Annotated in this window: 19 protein-coding genes; all 19 read right to left on the reverse strand. The window is 72.5% G+C overall.

Annotation, left to right across the window (positions count from 1 at the left end):
- Positions 1 to 39 precede the first annotated feature (39 nt).
- The 19 genes from dnaE to mraZ all read right to left on the reverse strand — a co-directional run bounded on the left by dnaE (position 40) and on the right by mraZ (position 23,275).
- On the reverse strand, positions 40 to 3,501 hold the full coding sequence (dnaE, locus tag H9X71_RS09320; RefSeq protein ID WP_425321413.1) for a DNA polymerase III subunit alpha: 3,462 nt from the start codon (positions 3,499 to 3,501) through the stop codon (positions 40 to 42).
- Positions 3,502 to 3,629: 128 nt separating this feature from the next.
- Entirely contained in the window at positions 3,630 to 4,547 is a 918-nt protein-coding gene (locus H9X71_RS09325) for an RluA family pseudouridine synthase (protein ID WP_191146844.1), read from the reverse strand.
- A 138-nt stretch (positions 4,548 to 4,685) separates the two neighbouring features.
- Positions 4,686 to 5,342, reverse strand: coding sequence for a DivIVA domain-containing protein (locus H9X71_RS09330; RefSeq protein ID WP_191146845.1), 657 nt, complete (start codon positions 5,340 to 5,342; stop codon positions 4,686 to 4,688).
- Positions 5,343 to 5,478: 136 nt separating this feature from the next.
- On the reverse strand, positions 5,479 to 5,778 hold the full coding sequence (locus H9X71_RS09335; protein ID WP_191146846.1) for a YggT family protein: 300 nt from the start codon (positions 5,776 to 5,778) through the stop codon (positions 5,479 to 5,481).
- A gap of 66 nt (positions 5,779 to 5,844) precedes the next feature.
- Complete coding sequence (locus tag H9X71_RS09340) at positions 5,845 to 6,348, reverse strand: cell division protein SepF (RefSeq protein ID WP_191146847.1); 504 nt, start codon at positions 6,346 to 6,348, stop codon at positions 5,845 to 5,847.
- 47 nt (positions 6,349 to 6,395) lie between these two features.
- Entirely contained in the window at positions 6,396 to 7,127 is a 732-nt protein-coding gene (locus H9X71_RS09345; RefSeq protein ID WP_191146848.1) for a YggS family pyridoxal phosphate-dependent enzyme, read from the reverse strand.
- Positions 7,124 to 8,263 carry a cell division protein FtsZ gene (ftsZ, locus tag H9X71_RS09350; RefSeq protein ID WP_191146849.1) on the reverse strand — a complete coding sequence of 380 codons (1,140 nt, stop codon included), beginning with the start codon at positions 8,261 to 8,263 and terminating at the stop codon, positions 7,124 to 7,126. Before ftsZ ends, H9X71_RS09345 begins: the two co-directional genes overlap by 4 nt.
- Before the next feature lie 147 nt (positions 8,264 to 8,410).
- On the reverse strand, positions 8,411 to 9,553 hold the full coding sequence (locus H9X71_RS09355) for a cell division protein FtsQ/DivIB (protein WP_244961538.1): 1,143 nt from the start codon (positions 9,551 to 9,553) through the stop codon (positions 8,411 to 8,413).
- A gap of 263 nt (positions 9,554 to 9,816) precedes the next feature.
- A complete protein-coding gene (murC, locus tag H9X71_RS09360; protein ID WP_191146850.1) occupies positions 9,817 to 11,238 on the reverse strand; it encodes a UDP-N-acetylmuramate--L-alanine ligase in 1,422 nt (473 codons plus the stop codon).
- A 40-nt stretch (positions 11,239 to 11,278) separates the two neighbouring features.
- Positions 11,279 to 12,379, reverse strand: coding sequence for an undecaprenyldiphospho-muramoylpentapeptide beta-N-acetylglucosaminyltransferase (gene murG / locus H9X71_RS09365; RefSeq protein ID WP_191146851.1), 1,101 nt, complete (start codon positions 12,377 to 12,379; stop codon positions 11,279 to 11,281).
- Positions 12,376 to 13,665, reverse strand: a complete 1,290-nt coding sequence (gene ftsW, locus H9X71_RS09370; protein ID WP_191146852.1) for a putative lipid II flippase FtsW — start codon at positions 13,663 to 13,665, stop codon at positions 12,376 to 12,378. Before ftsW ends, murG begins: the two co-directional genes overlap by 4 nt.
- A complete protein-coding gene (gene murD / locus H9X71_RS09375; protein ID WP_191146853.1) occupies positions 13,622 to 15,166 on the reverse strand; it encodes a UDP-N-acetylmuramoyl-L-alanine--D-glutamate ligase in 1,545 nt (514 codons plus the stop codon). Before murD ends, ftsW begins: the two co-directional genes overlap by 44 nt.
- A 2-nt stretch (positions 15,167 to 15,168) precedes the next feature.
- Complete coding sequence (mraY, locus tag H9X71_RS09380; protein WP_191146854.1) at positions 15,169 to 16,278, reverse strand: phospho-N-acetylmuramoyl-pentapeptide-transferase; 1,110 nt, start codon at positions 16,276 to 16,278, stop codon at positions 15,169 to 15,171.
- The gene (locus tag H9X71_RS09385; RefSeq protein ID WP_191146855.1) at positions 16,272 to 17,681 is read right to left on the reverse strand and encodes a UDP-N-acetylmuramoyl-tripeptide--D-alanyl-D-alanine ligase; all 1,410 of its coding nucleotides are present in this window, start codon (positions 17,679 to 17,681) and stop codon (positions 16,272 to 16,274) included. Before H9X71_RS09385 ends, mraY begins: the two co-directional genes overlap by 7 nt.
- A gap of 1 nt (position 17,682) precedes the next feature.
- A complete protein-coding gene (locus H9X71_RS09390) occupies positions 17,683 to 19,227 on the reverse strand; it encodes a Mur ligase family protein (protein WP_191146856.1) in 1,545 nt (514 codons plus the stop codon).
- A 12-nt stretch (positions 19,228 to 19,239) separates the two neighbouring features.
- Positions 19,240 to 21,021, reverse strand: a complete 1,782-nt coding sequence (locus H9X71_RS09395) for a peptidoglycan D,D-transpeptidase FtsI family protein (RefSeq protein WP_191146857.1) — start codon at positions 21,019 to 21,021, stop codon at positions 19,240 to 19,242.
- A 91-nt stretch (positions 21,022 to 21,112) separates the two neighbouring features.
- The gene (gene ftsL, locus H9X71_RS09400) at positions 21,113 to 21,787 is read right to left on the reverse strand and encodes a cell division protein FtsL (RefSeq protein ID WP_191146858.1); all 675 of its coding nucleotides are present in this window, start codon (positions 21,785 to 21,787) and stop codon (positions 21,113 to 21,115) included.
- Positions 21,784 to 22,740 carry a 16S rRNA (cytosine(1402)-N(4))-methyltransferase RsmH gene (gene rsmH, locus H9X71_RS09405; RefSeq protein ID WP_191146859.1) on the reverse strand — a complete coding sequence of 319 codons (957 nt, stop codon included), beginning with the start codon at positions 22,738 to 22,740 and terminating at the stop codon, positions 21,784 to 21,786. The genes ftsL and rsmH overlap by 4 nt, the downstream gene beginning before the upstream one ends.
- Before the next feature lie 103 nt (positions 22,741 to 22,843).
- The gene (gene mraZ / locus H9X71_RS09410) at positions 22,844 to 23,275 is read right to left on the reverse strand and encodes a division/cell wall cluster transcriptional repressor MraZ (protein ID WP_094116079.1); all 432 of its coding nucleotides are present in this window, start codon (positions 23,273 to 23,275) and stop codon (positions 22,844 to 22,846) included.
- Between the last annotated feature and the right edge of the window lie 267 nt (positions 23,276 to 23,542).

Genomic DNA, 23,542 nt, shown 5'->3' on the forward strand with positions numbered 1-23,542 from the left:
CGGCGACCGGCGCCCGCCGGTGCGGATCGCCCCCGTGCGTCAGCCCAGGCAGTTCGGCCCGAGCAGCGACTTGAGCTCGCCGTAGAGGTCCGCGCTCACCGTGACCGGGTACGGGATCTCGAACACGCGCCCGCTGTCGCCCTTCACGAGCTGGAGGCGCACCTCGGTGTCGCCCGAGTGGCGGATCAGCACGTCGTTGAGGCCCATGACCGTCTCGGTCGTGGCGCGGTTCTCGGCGAGGCTGATGAGCAGCGGGCCGGAGCCGAGGCTCTGGCCGAGGTCGGGCTGGAACATCGAGAACGCGTGGATGTTCATGCCGTCGTCGCGCGTGGATACCCGGCCGCGGATGACCACGACGGTGTCGCCCTGCAGCGCCGGCGCGAACTCCTGGTACGCCTTGCCCATGAACATGCAGGTGATCTCGCCGCCGAAGTCCTCGAGCTGCACCATGCCGTACTGGTTGCCCGAGTTGCGCGCGGTGCGGTGCTGCACGCTCGTGAGGAGGCCCGCGAGCGTGACCGTCTCGCCGTCCATGGACGCGTCGGTCGCGAGCAGCTCCGCGATGCCCGTCGAGGCGAGCTTCGCGAGCGGGATCTCGAGGCCGGCCAGCGGGTGGTCGGACACGTAGAGGCCGAGCATCTCGCGCTCGAACGCGAGCTTGTCGCGCTTCGCCCACTCCGGCCGCTCGGGCACCTTGCGCGCGTGCTGCGGCTCGTCCCAGAGGCTGTCGAAGTCGAAGCCGACCTGGCCGTTCATGGCGGCGCGCTTGTCGCTGACGGAGGCGTCGATCATGCCCTCGTGCACCTCGAGCAGCGCCCGCCGGGTGTCCCCCAGCGAGTCGAACGCGCCCGCCTTGATGAGCGACTCGACGGTGCGCTTGTTGGCGACGGGAAGCGGCACCTTCTTGAGGAAGTCGTCGAACGACTCGAACGCGCCCTGCTCCGTGCGGGCGCCCCGGAGCGCCTCCACCACGTTGGCGCCGACGTTGCGCACGGCGCCGAGGCCGAAGCGGATGTCGGATCCGGCCGCGGCGAAGAACCCGATGGACTCGTTGACGTCCGGCGGGAGCACCTTGATGCCCATGCGGCGGCACTCGTTGAGGTACAGCGCCATCTTGTCCTTGGAGTCGCCGACGCTCGTGAGGAGCGCGGCCATGTACTCGGCCGGGTAGTGCGCCTTGAGGTACGCGGTCCAGTAGGAGACGACGCCGTACGCCGCGGAGTGCGCCTTGTTGAACGCGTAGTCGGAGAAGGGCAGCAGGATGTCCCAGAGCGCCTTCACCGCGGCCATCGAGTAGCCGTTGTCGATCATGCCCTGCGAGAAGCCGGCGAACTGCTTGTCGAGCTCGGACTTCTTCTTCTTGCCCATCGCGCGGCGGAGGAGGTCGGCCTGCGCGAGCGTGAAGCCCGCGAGCTTCTGCGCGACCGACATGACCTGCTCCTGGTACACGATGAGGCCGTGCGTGGTGCCGAGCACCTCGCGCAGCGGCTCCTCGAGCTCCGGGTGGATCGGCGTGATCTCCTGCAGCCCGTTCTTCCGCAGCGCGTAGTTCGTGTGCGAGTTCGCGCCCATGGGGCCCGGGCGGTACAGCGCGATGACGGCGGAGATGTCCTCGAAGTTGTCGGGCTTCATCATGCGCAGGAGCGAGCGCATGGGCCCGCCGTCGAGCTGGAAGACGCCGAGGGTGTCGCCGCGCGCCAGGAGGTCGTACGCGCCCTGGTCGTCGAGCCCGAGGTCCTCGAGCACGAGCCTCTCGCCCCGGTTCGACTCGATGTTGTTGAGCGCGTCGTCGATGATCGTGAGGTTGCGCAGCCCCAGGAAGTCCATCTTGATGAGGCCGAGCGACTCGCACGCGGGGTAGTCGAACTGCGTGACGATCTGGCCGTCCTGCTCCCGCTTCATGATCGGGATGATGTCGATGAGCGGCTCGCTCGACATGATGACGCCGGCCGCGTGCACGCCCCACTGGCGCTTGAGGTTCTCGATGCCCTGCGCTGTCTCGAAGACCTTCTGCGCCTCCGGGTCCATCGCGAGCACCTCGCGGAAGTCGCCGGCCTCGCGGTAGCGCGGGTGGTCGGTGTCGAGGATGCCGGACAGCGGGATGTCCTTGCCCATGATCGCCGGCGGCATGGCCTTGGTGAGCTTGTCGCCCATGGAGAAGGGGTAGCCGAGCACGCGGCTGGAGTCCTTGAGCGCCTGCTTGGCCTTGATGGTGCCGTAGGTGACGATCTGCGCGACGCGCTCGTCGCCGTACTTGTCGGTCACGTACCGGATGACCTCGCCGCGGCGACGGTCGTCGAAGTCGACGTCGAAGTCGGGCATGGAGACGCGGTCCGGGTTGAGGAACCGCTCGAAGAGGAGGCCGTGCTGCAGCGGGTCGAGATCGGTGATGCCCATCGCGTAGGCGACCATCGACCCGGCGCCGGATCCGCGACCGGGGCCCACGCGGATCCCGTTCTCGCGGGACCAGGCGATGAAGTCCGCGACCACCAGGAAGTAGCCCGGGAAGCCCATCTGGGCGATGACGCCGACCTCGTAGTCGGCGCGCTTGCGCACGTCGTCCGAGAAGCCGCGCGGGTAGCGGCGGACGAGGCCGCGCTCGACCTCCTTGACGAACCAGGTCTGCTCGCTCTCGCCCTCGGGCACCGGGTAGCGCGGCATGTAGTTGGCGGACTCGTTGAACTGCACGTCGCAGCGCTCGGCGATGAGGAGCGTGTTGTCGCACGCCTCCTGGTGGTCGCGGAAGAGGTGCCGCATCTGCTGCGCGGTCTTGAGGTAGAACTCGTCGGCGTCGAACTTGAACCGGTTGGGGTCGTCGAGCGTGGTGCCGGACTGCACGCACAGGAGCGCCGCGTGGCTCGTCGCGTCGTGCTCGTGCGTGTAGTGCAGGTCGTTCGTGGCGACGAGCGGGAGGTCGAGGTCCTTCGCGAGGCGCAGGAGGTCGCTCATGATCCGGCGCTCGATGCCGAGGCCGTGGTCCATGATCTCGCAGAAGTAGTTGCCCGCCCCGAAGATGTCGCGGTAGTCGCTCGCGGCCTTGACGGCCTCGTCGTACTGGCCGAGGCGCAGACGCGTCTGCACCTCGCCCGACGGGCAGCCCGTGGTGGCGATGAGGCCCTTCGCGTACGTGCTGAGGAGCTCGCGGTCCATGCGCGGCTTGAAGTAGTAGCCCTCGAGCGACGCGCGCGACGACAGGCGGAAGAGGTTGTGCATCCCCTCCGTGGTCTCGGCGAGCATCGTGAGGTGCGTGTAGGCGCCGGATCCGGAGACGTCGTCCCGCCCGCCGTCGCCCCAGCGGACGCGCGTGCGATCCCCGCGATGCGTGCCCGGCGTGATGTAGGCCTCGGTGCCGATGATGGGCTTCACGCCCGCGGCCTTCGCCTGCTTCCAGAAGTCGAACGCGCCGAACACGTTGCCGTGGTCGGTGATGGCGACGGCGGGCATCTGCTGCTCCGCGGCGGCCTGCACGAGCGGCCCCACGCGGGCCGCCCCGTCGAGCATCGAGTACTCGCTGTGGACGTGGAGGTGGACGAACGAGTCGTTGCGGGGCACGGGTCTCTTCTACTGGTCGTGGCTGCGGTCTGGCCATCATAGGCAGGCCGCGGGAGGCCTCTCGGGCGTGTCGGGCGTCAGTCGCGCAGACGCGAGAGCGCGCGCTCCAGGTCGGCCGGGTACGTGCTCGAGAACGACGCGCGGTCGCCCGTGGCGGGGTGCGTGATCTCCAGCCGCATCGCGTGCAGCCACTGCCGGTGCAGGTCCAGCTGCGCGGAGATCGTGGGGTCGGCGCCGTACATGGCGTCGCCGACGCAGGGGTGCCGCTGCGCCGCCATGTGCACGCGGATCTGGTGGGTGCGGCCGGTCTCGAGGTGCACCTCGAGCAGGGCCGCCCGCGGGAACGCCTCGAGCGTCTCGTAGTGCGTGACCGAGGGCTTGCCGTCGGCGGTGACCGCGAACTTCCAGTCGCTGCGCGGGTGCCGGCCGATGGGCGCGTCGATGGTGCCGGCGAGCGGATCCGGGTGCCCCTGGACGACCGCGTGGTAGATCTTCTCGACCTCCCGGTCGTGGAACTGCCGCTTCAGCTCGGTGTACGCGCGCTCCGTCTTCGCGACGACCATCAGGCCGCTGGTGCCCGCGTCGAGCCGGTGCACGATGCCCTGCCGCTCCTCGGCACCCGAGGTGCTGAGGCGGAATCCGGCGGCGGCCAGCGCGCCGAGCACGGTCGGCCCGGTCCATCCCACGCTGGGGTGCGCGGCGACGCCGACGGGCTTGTCGACCACGACGATGTCGTCGTCGTCGTGCACGATGCCGAGGTCGGGCACCGCGAGCGGCACGACCGACGGCTCCTGCCGCGGCTGCCAGCTGACGGCGAGCATGGATCCGGCCACCAGCCGGTCGGACTTGCCGGCCTCGCGGCCGTCCTGCGTCACGCCGCCGGCCTCGGCGACCTCCGCCGCGAAGCTGCGCGAGAAGCCGAGGAGGCGGGCGAGGCCCGCGTCGACGCGCTGGCCGTCGAGCCCGTCGGGGACGGGGAGGGTGCGGTGCTCCATCGGGTGACCTCTTCCGGTGCGGGTGCGGTGCCGGCGGGCGGCGGGTGCGGGCCGCGCGAACGACGACGGCGACGCGGGACCCCGTGGCTCCGAGGAGCCGGGTCCCGCGTCGCCGTCGGGCGCGCGGGTGGTGCGGTGCTAGTTGCCGAACGAGGCGGTGGCGGGCGCCTCGCTGGAACCGGACGCGTCCAGCTCGCGGAGCTGGCCCTCGATGTAGCCCTTGAGCTTGGTGCGGTACTCGCGCTCGAACGTGCGGAGCTCGTCGATGCGGCCCTCGAGGACCTGGCGCTCCTTCTCGAGGACGGCGGTCTTCGAGCGCTGCTCGGCCTCGGCCTCGGCGGCGATGCGGGCCGCGGTGGCGTGCGCCTCGGCGACGAGCGCGTCGCGCTTCTCGACGCCCTCGCGGACGTGCTCCTCGTGGAGCTTGCGGGCGAGCTTCAGGAGGCTGCTGGTGCTGCTGGTCTCGTCGTCCTCGTCGACCGCGGGAGCCTGCGCCGCGACGGGGGCCGGGGCAGGCTCGGGCTCGGGCTCGGGGGTGGGCTCGGGCTCGGCGACGACGGGCGCCTGCTCGACCGCGGCGGGCGCGGGAGCGGGGGTGTCGATGACCGTGGTCGCGGCGGGGGCGGACTCGCCGGACGAGAGGCGCTGACGCAGCTCCTCGTTCTCCTGGTGGAGGCGGCGCAGCTCGACGACCACCTCGTCGAGGAAGTCGTCGACCTCGTCCTGGTCGTATCCCTCGCGGAACTTGGTCGGCTGGAAACGCTTGTTGACGACGTCTTCAGGAGTGAGAGCCATGGCCTGCCACCTCTTTTGTGCATAGAGCGGGGTCCGCGAGCGGACGGGGATTCGGGACAACGTGCGCCTCAACGCTACCAGCGGATCGCATCGGTCCGGGGACCGGATGGCGGATCGGCGGACGGAGGGCGGGGCCTCAGCGCACCAGGCCGCCGACGACGTTGAACAGGATGATGGCGACGAGCATCGTGATCATCCAGCCGAAGTCGATCGCGACCGGGCCGAGCCGCAGCGGCGGGATCAGCCGACGGACGAAGCCGATGGGCGGGTCGGTGACCGTGTACGAGGCCTCCGCGACGATGAGCATCGCGCCGCGCGGACGCCACTGCCGCGAGAGCGACTGGACCAGGTCGAGGACGAAGCGGCCCCACATGCAGATGAGGAACGCCAGGAGGGCGAACCACAGGACGGTGGCGACGATGTTGACGATGATCACGGACACAAGTATGGCGGGCGTCGATGGGAGGTCCCGTCGACGCCCGCCATCGCGGTGCTGGGTGGATCAGCGCCCGAAGAAGGAGGCCTCGACCTCGGCCTCGGTGGCCGACTGCTCGCCCGAGACGGCGACGTGCGACGGCGAGAGCAGGAAGACCTTGCTCGTGACGCGCTCGATCTTGCCGTAGAGGCCGATGGACAGGCCGCTCGCGAAGTCGATGAGGCGGCGGGCGTCGTCGTCGGTCATCTGCGAGAGGTTGATGATGACGGGCACCCCCTCGCGGAAGTTCTCGGCGATGACCTGCGCGTCCTTGTAGGCCTTGGGGTGGACGGTGAGGATCTCGTTCATTTCAGCCGGCGCCGCATTCCTTGTGGTGGTCGAGCTCTTGTGCAGGGGGGTCACGGGTGCCCGCTTCGCCTGCGGCTGCTGCTGCTGCTGGGGAGCGGGGGCGGGCGCCGGGACGGCCTGCACGGGCGACTGCTGCTGCGCGGGCTGCTGGCCCTGCTGGTAGTCGAGCTCCTCGTCGGCGAGTCCCAGGTACACCATGGTCTTGCGAAGTGGGTTGGCCATCATTCCTCTTTCCGGGTCGGCCTCCGAACCGGACCGCACTGTCGACATTAAGGGCCGCCGGGTCGCTTTCCCGTGATTGCCGATCCGACCCGAAGGTGTGTCGCGCCCTCGAGCAGCGCCTCGCGGAGGTCGCCGGACATGCCCGCGGAGATGGCCCGCGCGTCCGGCAGGATGCGGCGGACGTCGTCGGAGATCCCGCGCAGGCGCGCGAACGCGCGGCGGGGCTCCCCGTCGTCGGGGGCGACGGCCATGACGCCGAGGACGCGGATCCCGGCGGCGGCCGCGGCGTGCTCCGCGAGGGCCTCGGCCTCCGCCGGCGGCACGCCGCCGCGCGCCGGGTCGTCGGTGAGGTTCACCTGGAGGAAGACGCGCGTCTCCTCGGCGTCGGAAACGAGCGCGTCGATGAGCGACGGGCGGTCGACGGAGTGGATCACGGAGGCGTAGCGCCGCACCTGCCGCGCCTTCTTGCCCTGGAGCTGCCCGACGAAGTGCCAGGCGACGCCCTGCCCCTCCAGCTCGGCGGCCTTGCCCTGCGCCTCCTGGTGCCGGCTCTCGCCGAGGTCGCGCACGCCGAGGTCGACGAGCGCCCGCAGGAGCGACACGGGCTGGAACTTGGTGACGACGATCGTGGTGACCTCGTCGGGGGCGCGACCGGCGTCGCGGATCCCGTCGGCCACCTCCGCCTGCACGGACGCCCACCGCTCGGCGAGGCCGGGGTGGGCCTCGCCGGGGTGGGCGTCCGACGCGTGCGCGCCGCCGGTCAGCGGAGCGTCGCTCACTTCAGGAAGTCGGGGATGTCCAGGTCGTCGCCGTCGTCCTCGAACGTCGGGTCGCTGGCCGGGACGGACGCGACGGGCGCCTCCGCCTTGGGGCGCGCGGGCGCCGACTCGACGGCCTCGGGAGCGGCGACCGCTCCCCCGCCCGCGGCGACGAAGCCGCTGCGGCGGTTCTCGACCTTGGCCGACGGCTCGCCGCCGTCGAAGCCCGCGGCGATGACGGTGACGCGCACCTCGTCGCCGAGGGTGTCGTCGATGACCGCGCCGAAGATGATGTTGGCCTCGGGGTGCACGGCCTCCTGCACGAGCTTGGCCGCGTCGTTGATCTCGAAGATGCCGAGGTTCGACCCGCCCTGGATGGAGAGCAGCACGCCGTGGGCGCCCTCGATGCTCGCCTCGAGGAGCGGCGACGCGACGGCCAGCTCGGCCGCCTTGATCGACCGGTCGGCGCCGCGGGAGGAGCCGATGCCCATGAGCGCGGATCCCGCGCCCTGCATGACCGACTTGACGTCGGCGAAGTCGAGGTTGATGAGGCCCGGGGTCGTGATGAGGTCGGTGATGCCCTGGACGCCGGCGAGGAGCACCTGGTCGGCGGTCGCGAAGGCCTCGAGCATGCTGATGCCGCGGTCGCTGATCTCCAGCAGGCGGTCGTTCGGCACGACGATGAGCGTGTCGACCTCGTTCTTCAGCGTCGCGACGCCGAGCTCGGCCTGGGCCGAGCGGCGCTTGCCCTCGAAGCCGAACGGCTTCGTGACGACGCCGATGGTGAGCGCGCCGATCGACTTGGCGATGCGCGCCACGACGGGCGCGCCGCCGGTGCCGGTGCCGCCGCCCTCGCCCGCGGTGACGAAGACCATGTCGGCGCCCGCGAGGGCCTCCTCGATCTCCTCCGCGTGGTCCTCGGCGGCACGACGGCCGACCTCGGGGTCGGCGCCCGCGCCGAGGCCGCGGGTGATCTCGCGGCCGACGTCGAGCTTGACGTCGGCGTCGCTCATGAGCAGCGCCTGCGCGTCGGTGTTGATCGCGATGAACTCCACGCCCCGCAGACCGAGCTCGATCATGCGGTTGACGGCGTTGACGCCGCCACCGCCGATGCCGACGACCTTGATGACGGCGAGGTAGTTCTGGTTGTTCGACACGACGGGCCTCCGCTAGAACCTTCGACCTCCGGTGGAGGCTTAGAGTTTACTCAGTATGCATTTCCTGATCCCGACGTTAGGGGGCTCGGGGTCGGTGCGGCGGCTCCCGTGCCGCGTGTCGCGAAGCCCGGTCCGTTCCGGGCGGGATCAGGGTCCGGCGACGGGCGCGTCGGGCGCGGAGACGTCGTACGAGCCGACGTCGCCGCGGGCCTTCACGAGCGCCTGCAGCACCTGCGCCTTGTCGGCGGAGCGCTCGCCGCTCCCCCACAGCACCTTCTTGCCGCTGCGGAGGGTGAGCATCACGTCGTCGGTGGTGTTCGCCTGGATGCTGTCGACCTGCGGCAGGAAGTCCGACGGGAGCGCGATGAGCACGGCGGTGGCCGCCTGGAAGCGCGGGGACGAGAAGTCGGCGCTGGGCAGGTCGATGAGCGGGTAGCCGTCGGGGCGCGCCGTGGCGCGCTCGATGGTGACGCCCGCGGGGTCGACGAGGTCGAAGCCCGCCCCGGACTGGATCACGGCGACGGGCGTGCGCTCGACGATGCGGATCACGAGGGTCGACGGCGGGCGGCTCTCGGTGCTGTAGCTGCGGATGAGGGGGAACGCCCGGAGCTCGTCGCCGACGCGGTCGAGGTCGACGAGCGGGAGCGGCGTGCCGACCTGGTCGGACAGCGCGGCCTGGATGCTCCCCGGCGACACGCGGTCGGCGCCCTCGACCTCGACGGTGCGCAGGGCGAGCAGCGGCGAGTAGACGGCGATGCCGACGACGAGCGCGAGGACGAGGAAGGCCCCGAGCGCGCCGAGGAGACCGGCGCGGCGGCGACGCGCCCGCTGCGTGAAGCGGCGCACCTCCTGGCGCTCGTACCGCTGGCGCTCGCGGCGGGCGCGGCGCAGCTGCCGGCGCGCCTCCGCGTCGCCCGTGGTGGCGCTGGCGGGACGCGCCGGCCGATGCGCACGGGGGGTCGGCTCGCCGTCGCCCTCCGCGTGGGTGCGTCGGCGCAGGGGACGCGCGGCGGCAGCGGCTCCCGCGGTCTCCGCGGCGCCGCGCGCACGGCGGCCCAGGCGTCCGGCGAGGCCGCCCGGGCGCGCGGCGGCGGGCTCCCGCCCGGTGCTCGGGGCGGGGGGCGCCGTGACAGGGGCCTGCGCGAGGTGCGGGAGGACGATCGGCTCGGTGTCCGGCTCGTCGTCGTCGCGCCAGTCGGCGCGGGGTCGCGGTGCGGCGGGCGGCGGGGTGCTCGGCCGGGCGGGGGCGCCGGTCCCGGTGCCGGTGCGAGGAGCGGGCGGGGGCGTCACGGGCCGCGGCGTCACCGGCCGCGGCGTCACCGGGCGCGGGGTCGTCGGCCGCGGGGTCGCCGGACGCTGCGGGCTCGCCGCAGGCGGCCGGGTCGTGGCCGGCTCGGAGCGGGACGACGCCGGCTCCGAGCGGGGCGGCGCGGCGGGCGGGGTGGCCGGCCGGGATCCGCGGCGACGGGAAGGCGGGGCGTCGGCGCCGTCCGCGGGCGCGTCCGACGCCGGCTGCCGCGGGACCCGGGGCCGGTCGAAGCCCTCGGGCCGCTTCACTCGCCGGGCCGGGGGGACGCGGCGGGGTCGGCCGGGCGCGCGAGAGCGTCGACCACCTGCGGGATGATCCGGTAGACGTCGCCGCAGCTGAGGGTCACGATGAAGTCGCCGTCCCGGGCGATCCCGGCGGCGCGGTCGGCGGCCGCCTGCCAGTCGGGGAGGTAGTCGACGCGGGTCGCGTCGGCGAAGCGCTCGGAGACGAGGGCGCCCGTGACGCCGGGGATGGGGTCCTCGCGCGCGCCGAACACGTCGAGGACGATCGTGTGGTCGGCCAGCTCCTCGTAGACGCGCGCGAAATCGCCCGCCATCATCTGCGTGCGGCTGTAGAGGTGCGGCTGGTGGACGGCGATGATGCGGCCGGATCCGACGACCGTGCGGGCGGCCTCGAGGGCCGCGCGGACCTCGGTCGGGTGATGCGCGTAGTCGTCGTAGACGCTCACGCCGCGCACCTCCGCGTGCAGCTCGAAGCGGCGGCCGGTGCCCGTGAAGCCGGCGAGGCCCCCGACGGCGTCGTCGGGATCCACGCCGAGGCCGACGAGCACGGCGTAGGCGCCGGCCGCGTTGATCGCGTTGTGGCGGCCGGGGACGCGGAGCGCCGCGCGGCGCGCGACGCCCTCGTGGGTGATCGTGAAGGCGACGGGGCCGTCGGTGACGATGTCGGAGATGCGGACGTCGGCCGCCGGGTCCTCCCCGAAGGTGACGATGCGGCCCTCGATGCGCGCGGTGACGCGACGCGCGCCCGGGTCGTCGCTCGAGATGACGACGAGCTCCGAGGCGGCGCTCGCGAAGCGGACGAACGCGTCGTCGAACGCCTCGTGCGATCCGTAGTGGTCGAGGTGGTCGGCGTCGACGTTGGTGATGAGCGCGACCGCGGTGTCGTAGAGGAGGAAGGACCCGTCGGACTCGTCGGCCTCGACGACGAAGAGCTCCTCGGATCCGGGGGCGCTCGAGACCCCCAGCCCGCCGATCACGCCGCCGTTGACGAACGACGGGTCGCGGCCGGCCTCGAGGAGCGCGGTGACGATCATGCCGGTGGACGTGGTCTTGCCGTGCGCGCCCGCGACGGCGACGAGGCGCTGGCCGCTGATCAGCCAGGCGAGCGCCTGCGAGCGGTGCAGGATCGGCAGGCCCCGCTCCTTCGCGAGCACGTACTCGGGGTTGTCCTGCCACAGCGCGCCCGTGACGACGAGCGCCTCGGCGTAGCCCACGTGCCGGGCGTCGTGCCCCACGTGGATCTCGGCGCCGAGCTCCCGGAGGGCCTGGACGGCGTCGGAGTCGCGGGAGTCGGATCCGGTGACGCGGTGGCCGGCGGCGAGGAACAGCCGGGCGATGCCGCTCATGCCGGACCCGCCGATGCCCACGAAGTGGACGCGGCCGAGCTCGGTCGGGATGTCCATGGTCAGGTCGGGTGCGATCACGTGCGGTCTCCTCGGGAGGGTGGGTGGCGGGCGGCGGCGGTCAGCGCCGGGCGCCGGGCCGGGACGGGCGGGCGACGAGGGCGTCGCGGACGAGGTCGGCCATGCGGGCGGCGCCGTCGCGCGCGCCGACGGACGCCGCGGCCTCGGACATACGCGCGAGCGCGGCCGGGTCGGACAGGAGCGGGAGCACGTGCGCGAGCACCCAGTCGGGCGTGAAGGACGCGTCGGCCACGACGATCCCGCCGCCGGCCGCGACCACGCCGCGGACGTTGACGGCCTGCTCGCCGTTGCCGACCGGGTACGGCACGTAGACCGCGGGGACGCCCACGGCCGTGAGCTCGGAGAGCGCGCCCGCGCCGGCGCGGGAGACGACGAGGTCGGCGGCCGCGATGGCGAGCTCCATCCGGTCGGAGTAGCCGACCACGTGGTAGCGCTCGACGCCCGGGTCGGTGAACTCCTGGGCGCCGCCGACGATGTGCAGGATCTGCGCGCCGGTGGCGGTGATGCGCTCGGCCACCTGCACGACCGTGCGGTTGAGGCTGCGGGCGCCCGTGGATCCGCCCGTGACGAGGAGCGTCGGCCGGTCGGCGTCGAGGCCGAGCTCGGCGCGCGCGGCGGCGCGGACGGTCTCCCGGTCGAGGGTCGCGATCTCGCGGCGGAGCGGCATGCCGACGACCCGGGCGCGCGGGAGGACGGTGTCGGGGAACGTGATGCCCACCGCGGTGGCGACGCGGGCACCGAGCCGGTTGGCGAGCCCGGGCGACGCGTTCGCCTCGTGCACGACGACGGGGACGCCCGAGCGGCGGGCGGCGAGGTAGGCGGGCGCGGCCGCGTAGCCGCCGAAGCCGACGACCACGTCGATGCCGCGCTCGGCGATCATGCGGCGGATCCGGCCGACGGCCCGCGCGAAGGCCGGCGCGAAGCGCACCGCGGCGCCGTCCGGCCGGCGCGGGAACGGCAGGCGCGCGATGGTGAGCAGCTCGTAGCCGCGGGCCGGGACGAGGCGCGCCTCGAGCCCTTCGCGCGTGCCGAGCACGAGGATCGTCGACTCCGGCTCGCGGGCGCGCAGCTCGTCGGCGACGGCGAGCAGCGGGTTGACGTGCCCCGCGGTGCCGCCGCCCGCGAGCAGGTAGACCGTCACGAGCGCATCCCGATCACGGCCGGGATGACGTCCGGCGACTCCTCGGTCGTGGGCCTCCGGGCGAAGCCGAGCACGATGCCCATGGCCACGAGCGTCGTCACGAGCGACGAGCCTCCCGAGGACACGAACGGCAACGGCACCCCGAGCACGGGGAGCAGGTTGAGCACCACGCCGATGTTCACGAAGGCCTGCACGATGATCCACGTCATGACGGCGCCCGTCGCGACGCGGGCGAAGGTGTCGGTGTTGGCGCGGATCACGCGGATGAAGCCGATGGCGAGCACCACGAACAGGAGGATGACGACGATCGCGCCGATGAGGCCGAGCTCCTCGCCGATGATGGCGAAGATGTAGTCGTTGTCGGCCTCGGGCAGCCACATCCACTTGGCCTTCGAGTTGCCGAGGCCCACGCCGAAGACGCCGCCCGCGGCCAGCGCGTAGAGGCCGTGCGTGGACTGCCAGCAGCCGCCCGCGTAGTCGCACTGGCCGGTGAGGAACTCGGTGACGCGGCGCATGCGGCTGTCGCTGATGACGGTCATGAGCACCGCGAGCACGGAGCCGATCGTGAGCATGAGCGTGAGCTTGCCGATGGGGATGCCCGCGAAGAAGAGGGCGCCGAGCACGATGCTCGCCATGATGATCACGGTGCCGAGGTCGCCGCCGAGCGCCACGAGGCCGACCGCGCCGCCCGCGACGGGCAGCACGGGGATGAGGATGTGCGGCCAGGTGCGCAGCAGGTGGCGCTTCCTCGCGAGGATGAACGCCAGCCAGATCACGAGGCCCACCTTGATGAGCTCGGCGGGCTGGAACGTGGTGCCGGCGATGCGGATCCAGCCGATGTTCTCGCCGACCTTCACGCCCATCGGGCCGAACACGAGCAGCTGCACGGCGCAGGCCGCGAGCAGCAGCACCCACGCCCAGCGCTTCCAGAACATGGGCGGCACGAGCGAGACGAGCAGCATGAGCGGCACGCCGATGAGCGCGAACATGCCCTGCTTGAGGAAGATGCCGAAGAAGCCGCCGCCGGCGACGAACGAGTCGATGCTGGAGGACGACAGCACCATCACGAGGCCGAAGACCACGAGGAAGATCGTCGTGCCGAGGAGGAGGAAGTAGGAGCCGCTCTCCGCGTGGAAGGCGCGACCGAGGTGGATCCGGGCGGCGAGGCCGCGACGCTGCGTCCCCTGCTCGTCGGTCGCCTCGGGCTCGGCGGGGATGCGCGGGCCGCGGGGGCCCGACGCGTCAGCCGCGCGAGGGGTCCGCGTCGTTCTCGGGGGCAGTGTCATCCGCCGCACCTCCCAGGTGGTGGTCGACCGCGGCGCGGAATCGGCGCCCGCGGTCGGCGTAGTCGGTGAATTGGTCCATGGATGCCGCTGCCGGTGCCAGCAGGACGGTGTCGCCCTCCCGGGCGGCGCCCGCCGCGAGCCGCACCGCGGACCGCATGACCTCCTCAGTGTCGCTGTCCGTCACCTCGAGGACGGAGACGTCGGGCGCGTGTCGCCCGAATGCCGCGAGCACCTCGGCGCGCTCGGCGCCGATGACGACGGCGGCGCGGAGGCGCGCCGCGTGGGCGCGGATCAGCTCGTCGAGCTCGACGCCCTTGAGCAGCCCGCCGACGATCCAGACGACCGACGGGAAGGCCGCGAGCGACGCGGACGCGGCGTGCGGGTTCGTGGCCTTGGAGTCGTCGACGAACGCGATCCCGTCGCGCTCGCCGATGCGCTCGATGCGGTGGCTGTCGAGCTCGAAGCGCTGGAGCGCCTGCCGCACGACGGCGGGCGAGACGCCGTAGGAGCGCGCGAGCGCCGCGGCCGCGAGGATGTTCTGCACGATGTGCGGTGCGGCGAGGCCGACGGCGCGGAGCTCGTCGAGCGTCGTCAGCTCGAGCGCCGAGGTGAACCGCTCCTCGAGGAACGCGCGGTCGCAGAGGATCCCGTCGACGATGCCGAGGTCGCTCGGGCCGGGCGCGTCCAGGCCGAAGCCGATGGCGCGCGCGCCGTCCTGCACGTCGGCGTCGCGGAGCGCGTCCTCGGTCGCGCGGTCGGCGCGGTTGTAGACGCACGCGACGCGCGTGTCCGCGTAGACCCGGCCCTTGGCGGCCGCGTAGGCCTTGCGGGACCCGTGCCATTCGAGGTGGTCGTCGGCGAGGTTCAGGAACGCGCTCGAGTACGGTCGCACCTCGCGCATGTAGTGCAGCTGGTGGCTGGACAGCTCGACCACGAGCACGTCGAAGCCGTCGGGGTGGCGCACGACGTCGAGCACGGGCAGGCCGATGTTGCCGCACGGGACCGCGCGCACACCCCCTTCCTGCAGGAGCGCGGCCGTGAGCTGCGTGGTGGTGGTCTTGCCGTTGGTGCCGGTGATGGTGATCCACTCGGCGGGCGTGCCGGTCTTGTCGCGCACGCGCCAGGCCAGCTCGATGTCGCCCCACAGCGGGATCCCCGCCGCGCTCGCCCAGGCGGGCAGCGGGTGCGTCGGCGCGTAGCCGGGCGACACGACGACGAGCTCGGGCGCGAAGGCCACGAGCTCCGCGGGCACGGGCTCCTCCTCGGTCGGGCGCACGAGGCGCCCGCCGATCACGTCGAGCAGCGCCAGGCGCTCCGGCGACGCGTCGGAGGCCACGACGAGCACGTCCGCGCCGAGCTCCACGAGCGTGTCCGCCACCGAGAAGCCCGTGCGGCCGAGGCCGAGGACGGCGACGCGGAGGCCGGTCCAGTCGTCGTGCCAGCTGTGCAGGGAGTCCGGGCGCGCGAGCGCCGCGTCGTCGTCGAGGGGAGCGTCCGTCATCTCTACTGCGTGATCCATTCCAGGTAGAAGGTGCCGACGCCGGCCGCGACCAGCAGGCCGGCGATGATCCAGAAGCGCACGACGACCGTGACCTCCGCCCAGCCCTTCAGCTCGAAGTGGTGGTGCAGGGGGCTCATGAGGAAGATGCGCTTGCCGTGGGTGAGCTTGAAGTAGATGCGCTGCAGGATCACCGAGCCCGCGACGATCACGAACAGGCCGCCGATGAAGACGAGCAGGAGCTCGGTGCGGCTGAGGATGGCGAGGGCCGCGAGGGCGCCGCCGAGGCCGAGGGAGCCGGTGTCGCCCATGAAGATCTGCGCTGGCGAGGTGTTCCACCAGAGGAAGCCGATGAGCGCGCCGACGATGGAGGCCGCGATGATCGCGAGGTCGAGCGGGCTCGCGACCTCGTAGCAGCGGTACTCGTTCTGGTAGCTGGAGACGCTGTCGCACGACTGGTTGAACTGCCAGAAGCCGATGATGACGTAGGAGCCGATCGAGAAGATCGAGGCGCCCGCGGCCAGGCCGTCGAGGCCGTCGGCCACGTTCACGCCGTTCGACGTGCTCGCGACGATGAGGCAGATCCAGACGATGAACAGGGCCGTGCCGATGACCGCGCCGAGCGCCATGAAGTCGAGCGGCAGGTCGCGGAACAGGCTGATGGCCGTGGACGCGGGCGTGAGGCCCGACACGGGGTCGCGGAGCGTGATGGCCAGGACCGCGAAGACGGCGGCGACGAGCACCTGGCCGGCGATCTTCTGCCACCCGCCGAGCCCGAGGGACTGCTGCTTGCGCGTCTTCAGGTAGTCGTCGAGGAACCCGACGAAGCCGAGGCCCACCATCATGAACACCACCAGCAGGCCCGAGGGCGTCACGGGGTCGAACCGGATCCCGTCCCACGTGAGCAGGTGCCCCACGAAGTAGCCGAGGACGCTCGCCAGGATGATGACGATGCCGCCCATGGTGGCCGTGCCGCGCTTGGTGTGGTGCGTCTGCGGGCCGTCGTCGCGGATGAACTGGCCCCACTGCAGGCGGTGGAACAGCTTGATGAACAGCGGCGTGAGGAAGAGCGTGAAGGCGAGCGAGAACGCGCCCGCGAAGAGGAGGGCTACCACGCGTACTTCTCCCCCAGCTCGTCGCCGAGGAAGCGGAGCCCCGCGGAGTTCGACGACTTCACGAGCACGAGGTCGCCGTCGCGGAGGATCCGGTCGAGCACCTCGCGGGCCTCGGCGGCGTCCTCGGCGAAGATCGACTCGCCGTCCCACGAGCCCTGCGCGATGGCCTCGAGGTGGAGGCGCCGCGCGGGCCGGCCGACCACGACGAGCTGGCCGATGTTGAGGCGCACCGCGAGGAGGCCCACGCGGTCGTGCTCCTCCTCGGAGAACTCGCCGAGCTCGCTCATCTCGCCGAGGACCGCGACGGTGCGCTGCTCCGGCTGGCGGATCTGCGCGAGGGTGCGCAGCGCCGCGGCCATGGAGTCGGGGCTCGCGTTGTACGCGTCGTTGATCACCGTGACGCCGTTGCCGCCGAGCACCTCCATCCGCCAGCGCTCGGCGCGCTGCACGGTCTGGAGCGCGGCGACGATCGCGTCGCCGTCGACGCCGAGCGCCCAGGCGCCCGCCGCCGCGGCCAGCGCGTTGGTGACGTGGTGCTCGCCGAGCACGCGGAAGGACACGGGCCGCGTCGACCCGTCCGGCAGGTGCAGCGTGAAGGTCGTGCCCGCGGCGGACGCGAGGATGTCCGTCGCGCGGACGGAGGCGCGCGCATCCCGGCCGAACCACAGCACGGGCGCCTGGGTCTTGTCGCTCATCGAGGCGACGCGCGGGTCGTCGGCGTTGAGCACGGCGGTGTCCTCGGGCAGGAGGTCCTTGACCATCTCGGTCTTGGTGACGAGCGTCCGCTCGATGCCGCCGAAGCCGCCCGCGTGCGCGAGGCCCACGGTGAGGACGATGCCCACGTCGGGCTTCGCCATGCGGATGAGCCGCGTGATCTCGCCGAGCCCGCTCGCGCCCATCTCCGCCACGAGGAAGCGCGTCGACCGCGTGACCTTGAGCATCGTCAGGGGCGCGCCGACCTCGTTGTTGAACGACGCGACGGGCGACACGGTCTCGCCCTGGGTGGAGAGGATCGCGTGCAGCAGGTTCTTGGTGGTGGTCTTGCCGTTGGATCCCGTGACCGCGACCATGCGCAGGCCGCCGAGCGCCCGCACCCGGGCGACGACCTCGTGCGCCAGCCGGCCGAGCGCGTCGACCACGTCGGGCACGAGCACCTGCGGCACGGGGAGGTCGAGCTCGCGCTCGACGAGGAGGAGAGCGGCGCCCGCCTCGACGGCCTGGGGCGCGAAGAGGTGGCCGTCGGTCTCCTCGCCGGGCTTGGCGACGAAGATCCCGCCGGGCCCGATGAACCGGCTGTCGGTGTCGACCGCGCCGTCCACGACGGTCTGCGCCGTGGCGTCACCGCGGAGCAGGAGGCGGCCGTCGACCGCCTCGGCGATCTCGGCGAGGGTGAGGGCGATCATGTCAGCTCCAGCCTGCGTCGCGGAGGGCCGCGCGCGCGTCGTCACGGGCGGAGAACGGGATCTTGACCCCGGCCACCTCGTGGTAGTCCTCGTGCCCGGGTCCGGCGACGAGGATGGTGTCCCCCTCGCCGACCAGCGACACCGCCGTGCGGATCGCGGTCGCGGGGTCGGGCACCTCGTGGATCTCGCGGTCGGGCACCGCGGCCCGCGCCCCCGCGATGAGCGACGCCCGGATCGACGCCGGGTCCTCGTAGCGGGGGTGGTAGTCGGTGATGACCACGACGTCCGCGCGGCGTGCCGCGATGGCGCCCATCTCGGCGCGCTTGGTGGTGTCGCGGTCGCCGTCGGCGCCGAACACCATGACCAGCTTCCCGGGCGTGAACGGGCGCAGCGCCTGCAGGGTCTGGTCGAAGGCGTCGGGCGTGTGGCCGTAGTCGACGAAGAAGAGGGGTCCGGTCCCGCCCGACACGCGCTCCGCGCGGCCCGGGATGTAGGCCTGGATGCCGCCGTCGCGGTCGAGCACGTGCGCCACGGCGTCGAGGTCGTAGCCGGACTCGACGAGCATCACGATGGCGAGCCCCGCGTTCGCGGCCATGAACCAGCCGGGCACGGGCACGCGCGAGACGAGCACGCGGTTGTCGGGCCCCTCCAGGCGGAACCCGGTGGAGTCGGGCGTCTGCTCGAGGACCGTCACGGTCCAGTCGGCCTCGACGCCCTGCTTCGAGGAGATGGTGGTGATGGGGATGCGGGATCCGTCGACGATGCGCTGGCCCCACTCCGTGTCGAGGGAGACGACGCCGCGACGCGCGCGGTCGGGGTCGAAGAACGCGGCCTTCGCCTCGAAGTACTCGTCGAAGTCGGCGTAGTCGTCGAGGTGGTCGTGGCTGAGGTTGATGAACGCGGCGACGTCGAACACGAGGCCGTCGACCCGGTGCCGGGACAGAGCCTGCGCGGACACCTCGATCGTGACGGCGCGCACCTCGGCCTCGCGCATGCGCGCCAGGAGCGCATGCAGCTCGCTCGCCTCGGGCGTGGTGAGGCGGCTGGTGATGCTCTCGTCGCCGATGCGGCGCTCGGCCGTGGAGGTGAGGCCGGTGACGACGCCGAGCTGGCGGAGCAGCCCGTCGAGCAGGTACACGACGCTCGTCTTGCCGTTGGTGCCCGTGACGCCGTAGAGGGTGGCCGGGTTCTCCTCCGAGCGGTGGACCCACGCGGCGATGTCGCCGAGGGCGGCCCGCGGGTCGGGGGTGAGGATCACCGGCAGGCCGGACGCCTGCGCGTCGGCGAGGCCGTCGGGATCGGTCAGCACCGCGACGGCGCCGCTCTCCGCCGCGGCCGGGGCGAAGCGGGCGCCGTGCGCGCGCGCCCCGCGGAGGCCCACGTAGAGGTCGCCGGGCTGCACGTCGCCCGAGGAGAGGGTCACGCCGGCGACCTCGACGTCGTCCACGTCGCCGACGACGTCGAGCGCGAAGTCGCGCACGAGGCCGGACAGCGACCGTGCGACGGGATGCTCGGGGCGGAGGGCGGGAGTGGCAGGGGAGGTCATCGCCCTCATCTCTCAGTAGGTCGTCGGGAGGTTCGGGGACGGCACGCTGGAGGGCGGGACCCGGTAGGTCTTCAGGACCTGGGACATGATCTTCTGGAAGACCGGCGCCGCGGCCGCCGAGGACTTCATGGTATCCGGATTGGCCAGGCTGATCGACACGACGTACTGGGGGTCCTCGGCCGGCGCGAGCCCGGCGATCGACACCAGGTAGTTCTTGCCGTACTTGCCGTCGGCCTCCGCGACCTGCGCCGTGCCGGACTTCGCCGCGACCCGGTAGCCCGGGATCGTGAGGTCCTTGGAGAGGTGCCCGTCGGTGACGACCGTCTCGAGCATGTTGACGGTCGAGTCGGCCGCCTGGGGCGAGACGACCTGCGTGCCCTCCGTCGACGGCTGGTCCGTCACGGTGCCGTCGGCCTGCTTGCAGCCGGAGACGAGCGAGAGCGGCAGCTTCACGCCGTGGTTGCCGATGGTCTGGTAGATGCTCGCGACCTGGAGGGCCGTGGTGGTGAGGCCCTGGCCGAACATGGTCGCGTAGTTGGTCTGCGGGTCCCACTCCTGCCACGGGCGCACGAGCCCGCTGCTCTCGCCGGGGAAGTCGATCGCCGTCTTCTCGCCGACGCCGAACGCCTTGAGGTAGTCGTAGCGGTCCGAGGCCGGCAGGCGCTCGCCGAGCGCGGAGATGCCGGTGTTCGAGGAGTCCATCAGCACGCCCGCGAGCGTGAAGCGCAGGTCCGGGTGCACGTAGCTGTCGCTGAGCCTCACGTCGGGCCGGGTGAACGTGTACGGGGCGACCACGCGGGTGGACGCGTCGGCCTTGCCGGAGTCGACGAGCGCCGCGGCCGTCACGGCCTTCAGCGTGGATCCCGGCTCGAAGGGCGAACCGAACGCCCGGCTCCCCCGATCCGCGGGCTTGGTGGCGGTCACGTCGTTGGGGTCGACGGACGGGTACTCCGCGACCGCGAGGACCTTGCCGGTCTTCACCTCGACGATGGTCGCGTGCCCGTAGTCGGCGCCGACCTTCACGGCCTGCTCGGCCACGGCCGTCTGCGCGAAGTACTCGAGGTCGGTGTCGATGTTGGTCATCACGTCGCTGCCGTCCTTCGCCGGCTTCTGCGTGACGGTGCTGCCCGCGATGGCGACGCCGTCGGCGCCGCGCTCGTAGGTCTGGGCGCCGTCCTCGGCCGCGAGGCACTTGTCGTACTCCTGCTCGAGGCCGGCCTTGATCGTGCCGTCGCCCGCGATGTAGCCGAGGACGCTGCCCGCGATCTGGCCGTTCGGGTAGGTGCGGCTCGACACGGCCTGGAAGTAGATCCACGGGATCTTGAGGTCGCGGATGGCGAGGTACGCGTCGACGTCGACGCCCTTGGTCACGTACGCGAACAGCGACTTCGGGTCCGCGGCGAGCGAGCCCGTGATGAGCGCGTGGATCTCCTCCGGCTTCTGCCCGGTGATCGCGCCGATCTGCGCCTCGGCCTCCGCGAGCGTCACGTCCTGCTTCGCGGGCTTGCCGTCGTCGCCGGTCACGGTGCGCGTGAAGTCCGCGGCCTTGGAGGGATCCATCGTCACGTCGTAGCGGAGGACGCTGCTCGCGAGCACGTTCCCCTTGCCGTCGTAGATGCTGCCGCGGACGCCCGGGAGGGTCTGCGAGATGGCCCGCTTGCCGAGCGCGGCCTCGTTGAGCTCGGTGGCCTGCACGACCTGGATGTCGATGAGCTTGACCACGAAGACCGCGATGACGGCGAGGATCGCGATGAGCGAGAAGGCGATGCGCCGTCGGTTCGAGATCGTGGTCACTCGGGGGTTCCTCCTGGTGCCTGCGGTGCGGTGCGATGCTCCGTCGGAGCGGGGTCGTGCGGCTGCGGCGTCCCGGATGCGGGACGCGCGATCAGCGCGTCTGCGGGGTCGGGATGGCCGTGGCCGACGCTAGCCCGGCGGCCGCGCCCGCTGCGGGAGGCGCGCTCGGGCTCCCGGCGGTCACCCCGCCGGCGGCCTCGGCCGAGCCGGGGATGGCGGATCCGGGATCCACCGCGGCGCCGCCCTCGGGCGTCGTCGCCGCGTGCACCGCGGCGGCCTTCGCGGCGGGGTCGCTCGTGATCGTGAGCGGCACGCCCGAGAGGAGCGAGTTGCCGATGAGCGTGTCCGCGGTCAGCGCGGTGGTCGCCTCGCCCTTCGCCTGCGGCGTGCCCTGGATGGATCCGTCGAGCGAGAGGAAGGAGGGCGACGCGCTCGCCACCATGCCGAGGGCCTGCGCGTTCCGGGCCAGGTTCTGCGGGGAGGACAGCCGGTCGACGTCCTCCGTCAGGGCCTGGTGCGTGCGCTCGAGCTCCCGCTGCTGCTGCTGCAGCGACTGGATGGCGTACGCGCCGTCCGAGAGGCCGATCGAGAGCAGGAGCTGCGCGAGGAGCACGACGAACAGGCCGCCGACGACGATCACGGCGTAGACGGTGCGCGGTCGCGCCCGGCGCTGGCCGCGGGTGGCGACGACCTCGATGTGACGGGGGGCGGGCTCGGCGGACGGCCGGATCCGGGGACGCGCGGTCGCGCGTGCTGCATCGGTCATGCGTGTCGCCTCCTGGCTCGTTCGGCGGCGCGCAACCGGACGGATGCGGCGCGGGGGTTCTGGGCGATCTCGTCCTGGTCCGCGAGCTCGGCTCCCCGGACGAGGAGCTTCAGCTCGGGGCGGTGCTCGGGCAGCTCCACGGGGAGGCCGACGGGCGCGGTGCTCGTGGACCGGGCGCGCAGCTCGCGCTTGACGATGCGGTCCTCGAGCGATTGGTACGACTCCACGACCACGCGGCCGCCGACGGCCAGCCGGTCGATCGCGGCCGGCATCGCCCGGGCCAGCACGCTCAGCTCCTGGTTGACCTCGATGCGCAGCGCCTGGAACACGCGCTTGGCCGGGTGCCCGGCACGCTGCACCGCCGCGGGCGTCGCCTGCTGGATGATCTCCACCAGCCGCGCCGAGGTCGTGATCGGCTCCACCTCGCGCGCCTGCACGATGCGGCTGGCGTAGCGCGGGGCGAGCTTCTCCTCGCCGTAGTCGTAGAAGATCCGGCGGAGCTCCATCTCGTCGTACTCCGCGACCACCTGGGCCGCGGTCAGCCCGGCGGTGCCGTCCATGCGCATGTCGAGCGGCGCGTCCTGCGAGTACGAGAAGCCGCGCTCCACGCGGTCGAGCTGCAGCGACGAGACGCCGAGGTCGAAGAAGACGCCCTGGACCTCGCCGATGCCGAGCCCGTCGAGCGCCCGCCCGATGCCGTCGTAGACGGTGTGCACGAGGTGGACCCGGTCGCCGAAGCGCGCGAGCCGCTCCCCCGCGATGGCGAGGGCGTCCGGATCGCGGTCGAGCCCGACCAGGCGGAGGCCGGGCAGCGCGTCGAGGAACGCCTCGGAGTGCCCGGCCATGCCGAGCGTCGCGTCGACCAGCACGGCGCCCTCGCCCTGGAGGGCGGGGGCGAGCAGCTCGAGGCACCGCTCGAGGAGGACGGGGGTGTGGATGTCGTCGAGGGCCATGGTGTCCCGATGCCCTGCCCGCGGCTCCTGATCCCCATCCGTCCCGACCTGCCACCGGGGAAGTGCGGCAGGGCGTCGGACGGCTGGGAGTCAGGGGCCGGGGTCAGAACAGGCCGGGGATCACCTCCTCCGCGGTGTCGGCGAACGCGCTCTCGTTGGCGGTGAGGTACTCGTCCCACGTGCCGGCGTCCCAGATCTCGACGCGGCTGCCCGCGCCGATGACCGCGAGCTCGCGGTCGAGGCCCGCGTACGTGCGGAGCGCCTGCGGGATGGTGATGCGGTGCTGCTTGTCCGGCGTCTCGGCGTTCGCCCCGGACAGGAAGACGCGCATGTAGTCGCGGGCCTGCTTGCTGGCGAGCGGCGCCTGCCGCATGCGGTCGTGCAGCTCCTCGAACTCGCGCGTCGTGAACACGTAGATGCAGCGGTCCTGGCCACGCGTCATGACGACGCCGCCCTCGAGCTCGTCGCGGTACTTCGCGGGGAGGATGAGCCGCCCCTTGTCGTCGAGACGAGGCGAGTGGGTGCCGAGGAACACACCGACACCCCCTGTCTCTCCGGCCGTGGTTCAGGACTTGCTCCACTTTACTCCACAGCCCTCCACCCACCGCCAGGGGACGCGGGTGAATTCGCGGTGCGGGCCGCCGCATCCCCGTGATCCCGGGGACTCTGGCGCGGGGAGGGATGTGGAGGGATTCCGCTCGACCGGCGCGCCGCAGGCACGCGGAAGCGCCCTCCCCGCGGTCCGTGGACCGCGGGGAGGGCGCGAGGGAGGCCGGTGGAGGGCCGGGGGGACGAGAAAGAG

The sequence above is a fragment of the Clavibacter zhangzhiyongii genome (assembly GCF_014775655.1).
In the GTDB taxonomy this organism is placed as follows: Bacteria; Actinomycetota; Actinomycetes; order Actinomycetales; family Microbacteriaceae; genus Clavibacter; species Clavibacter zhangzhiyongii.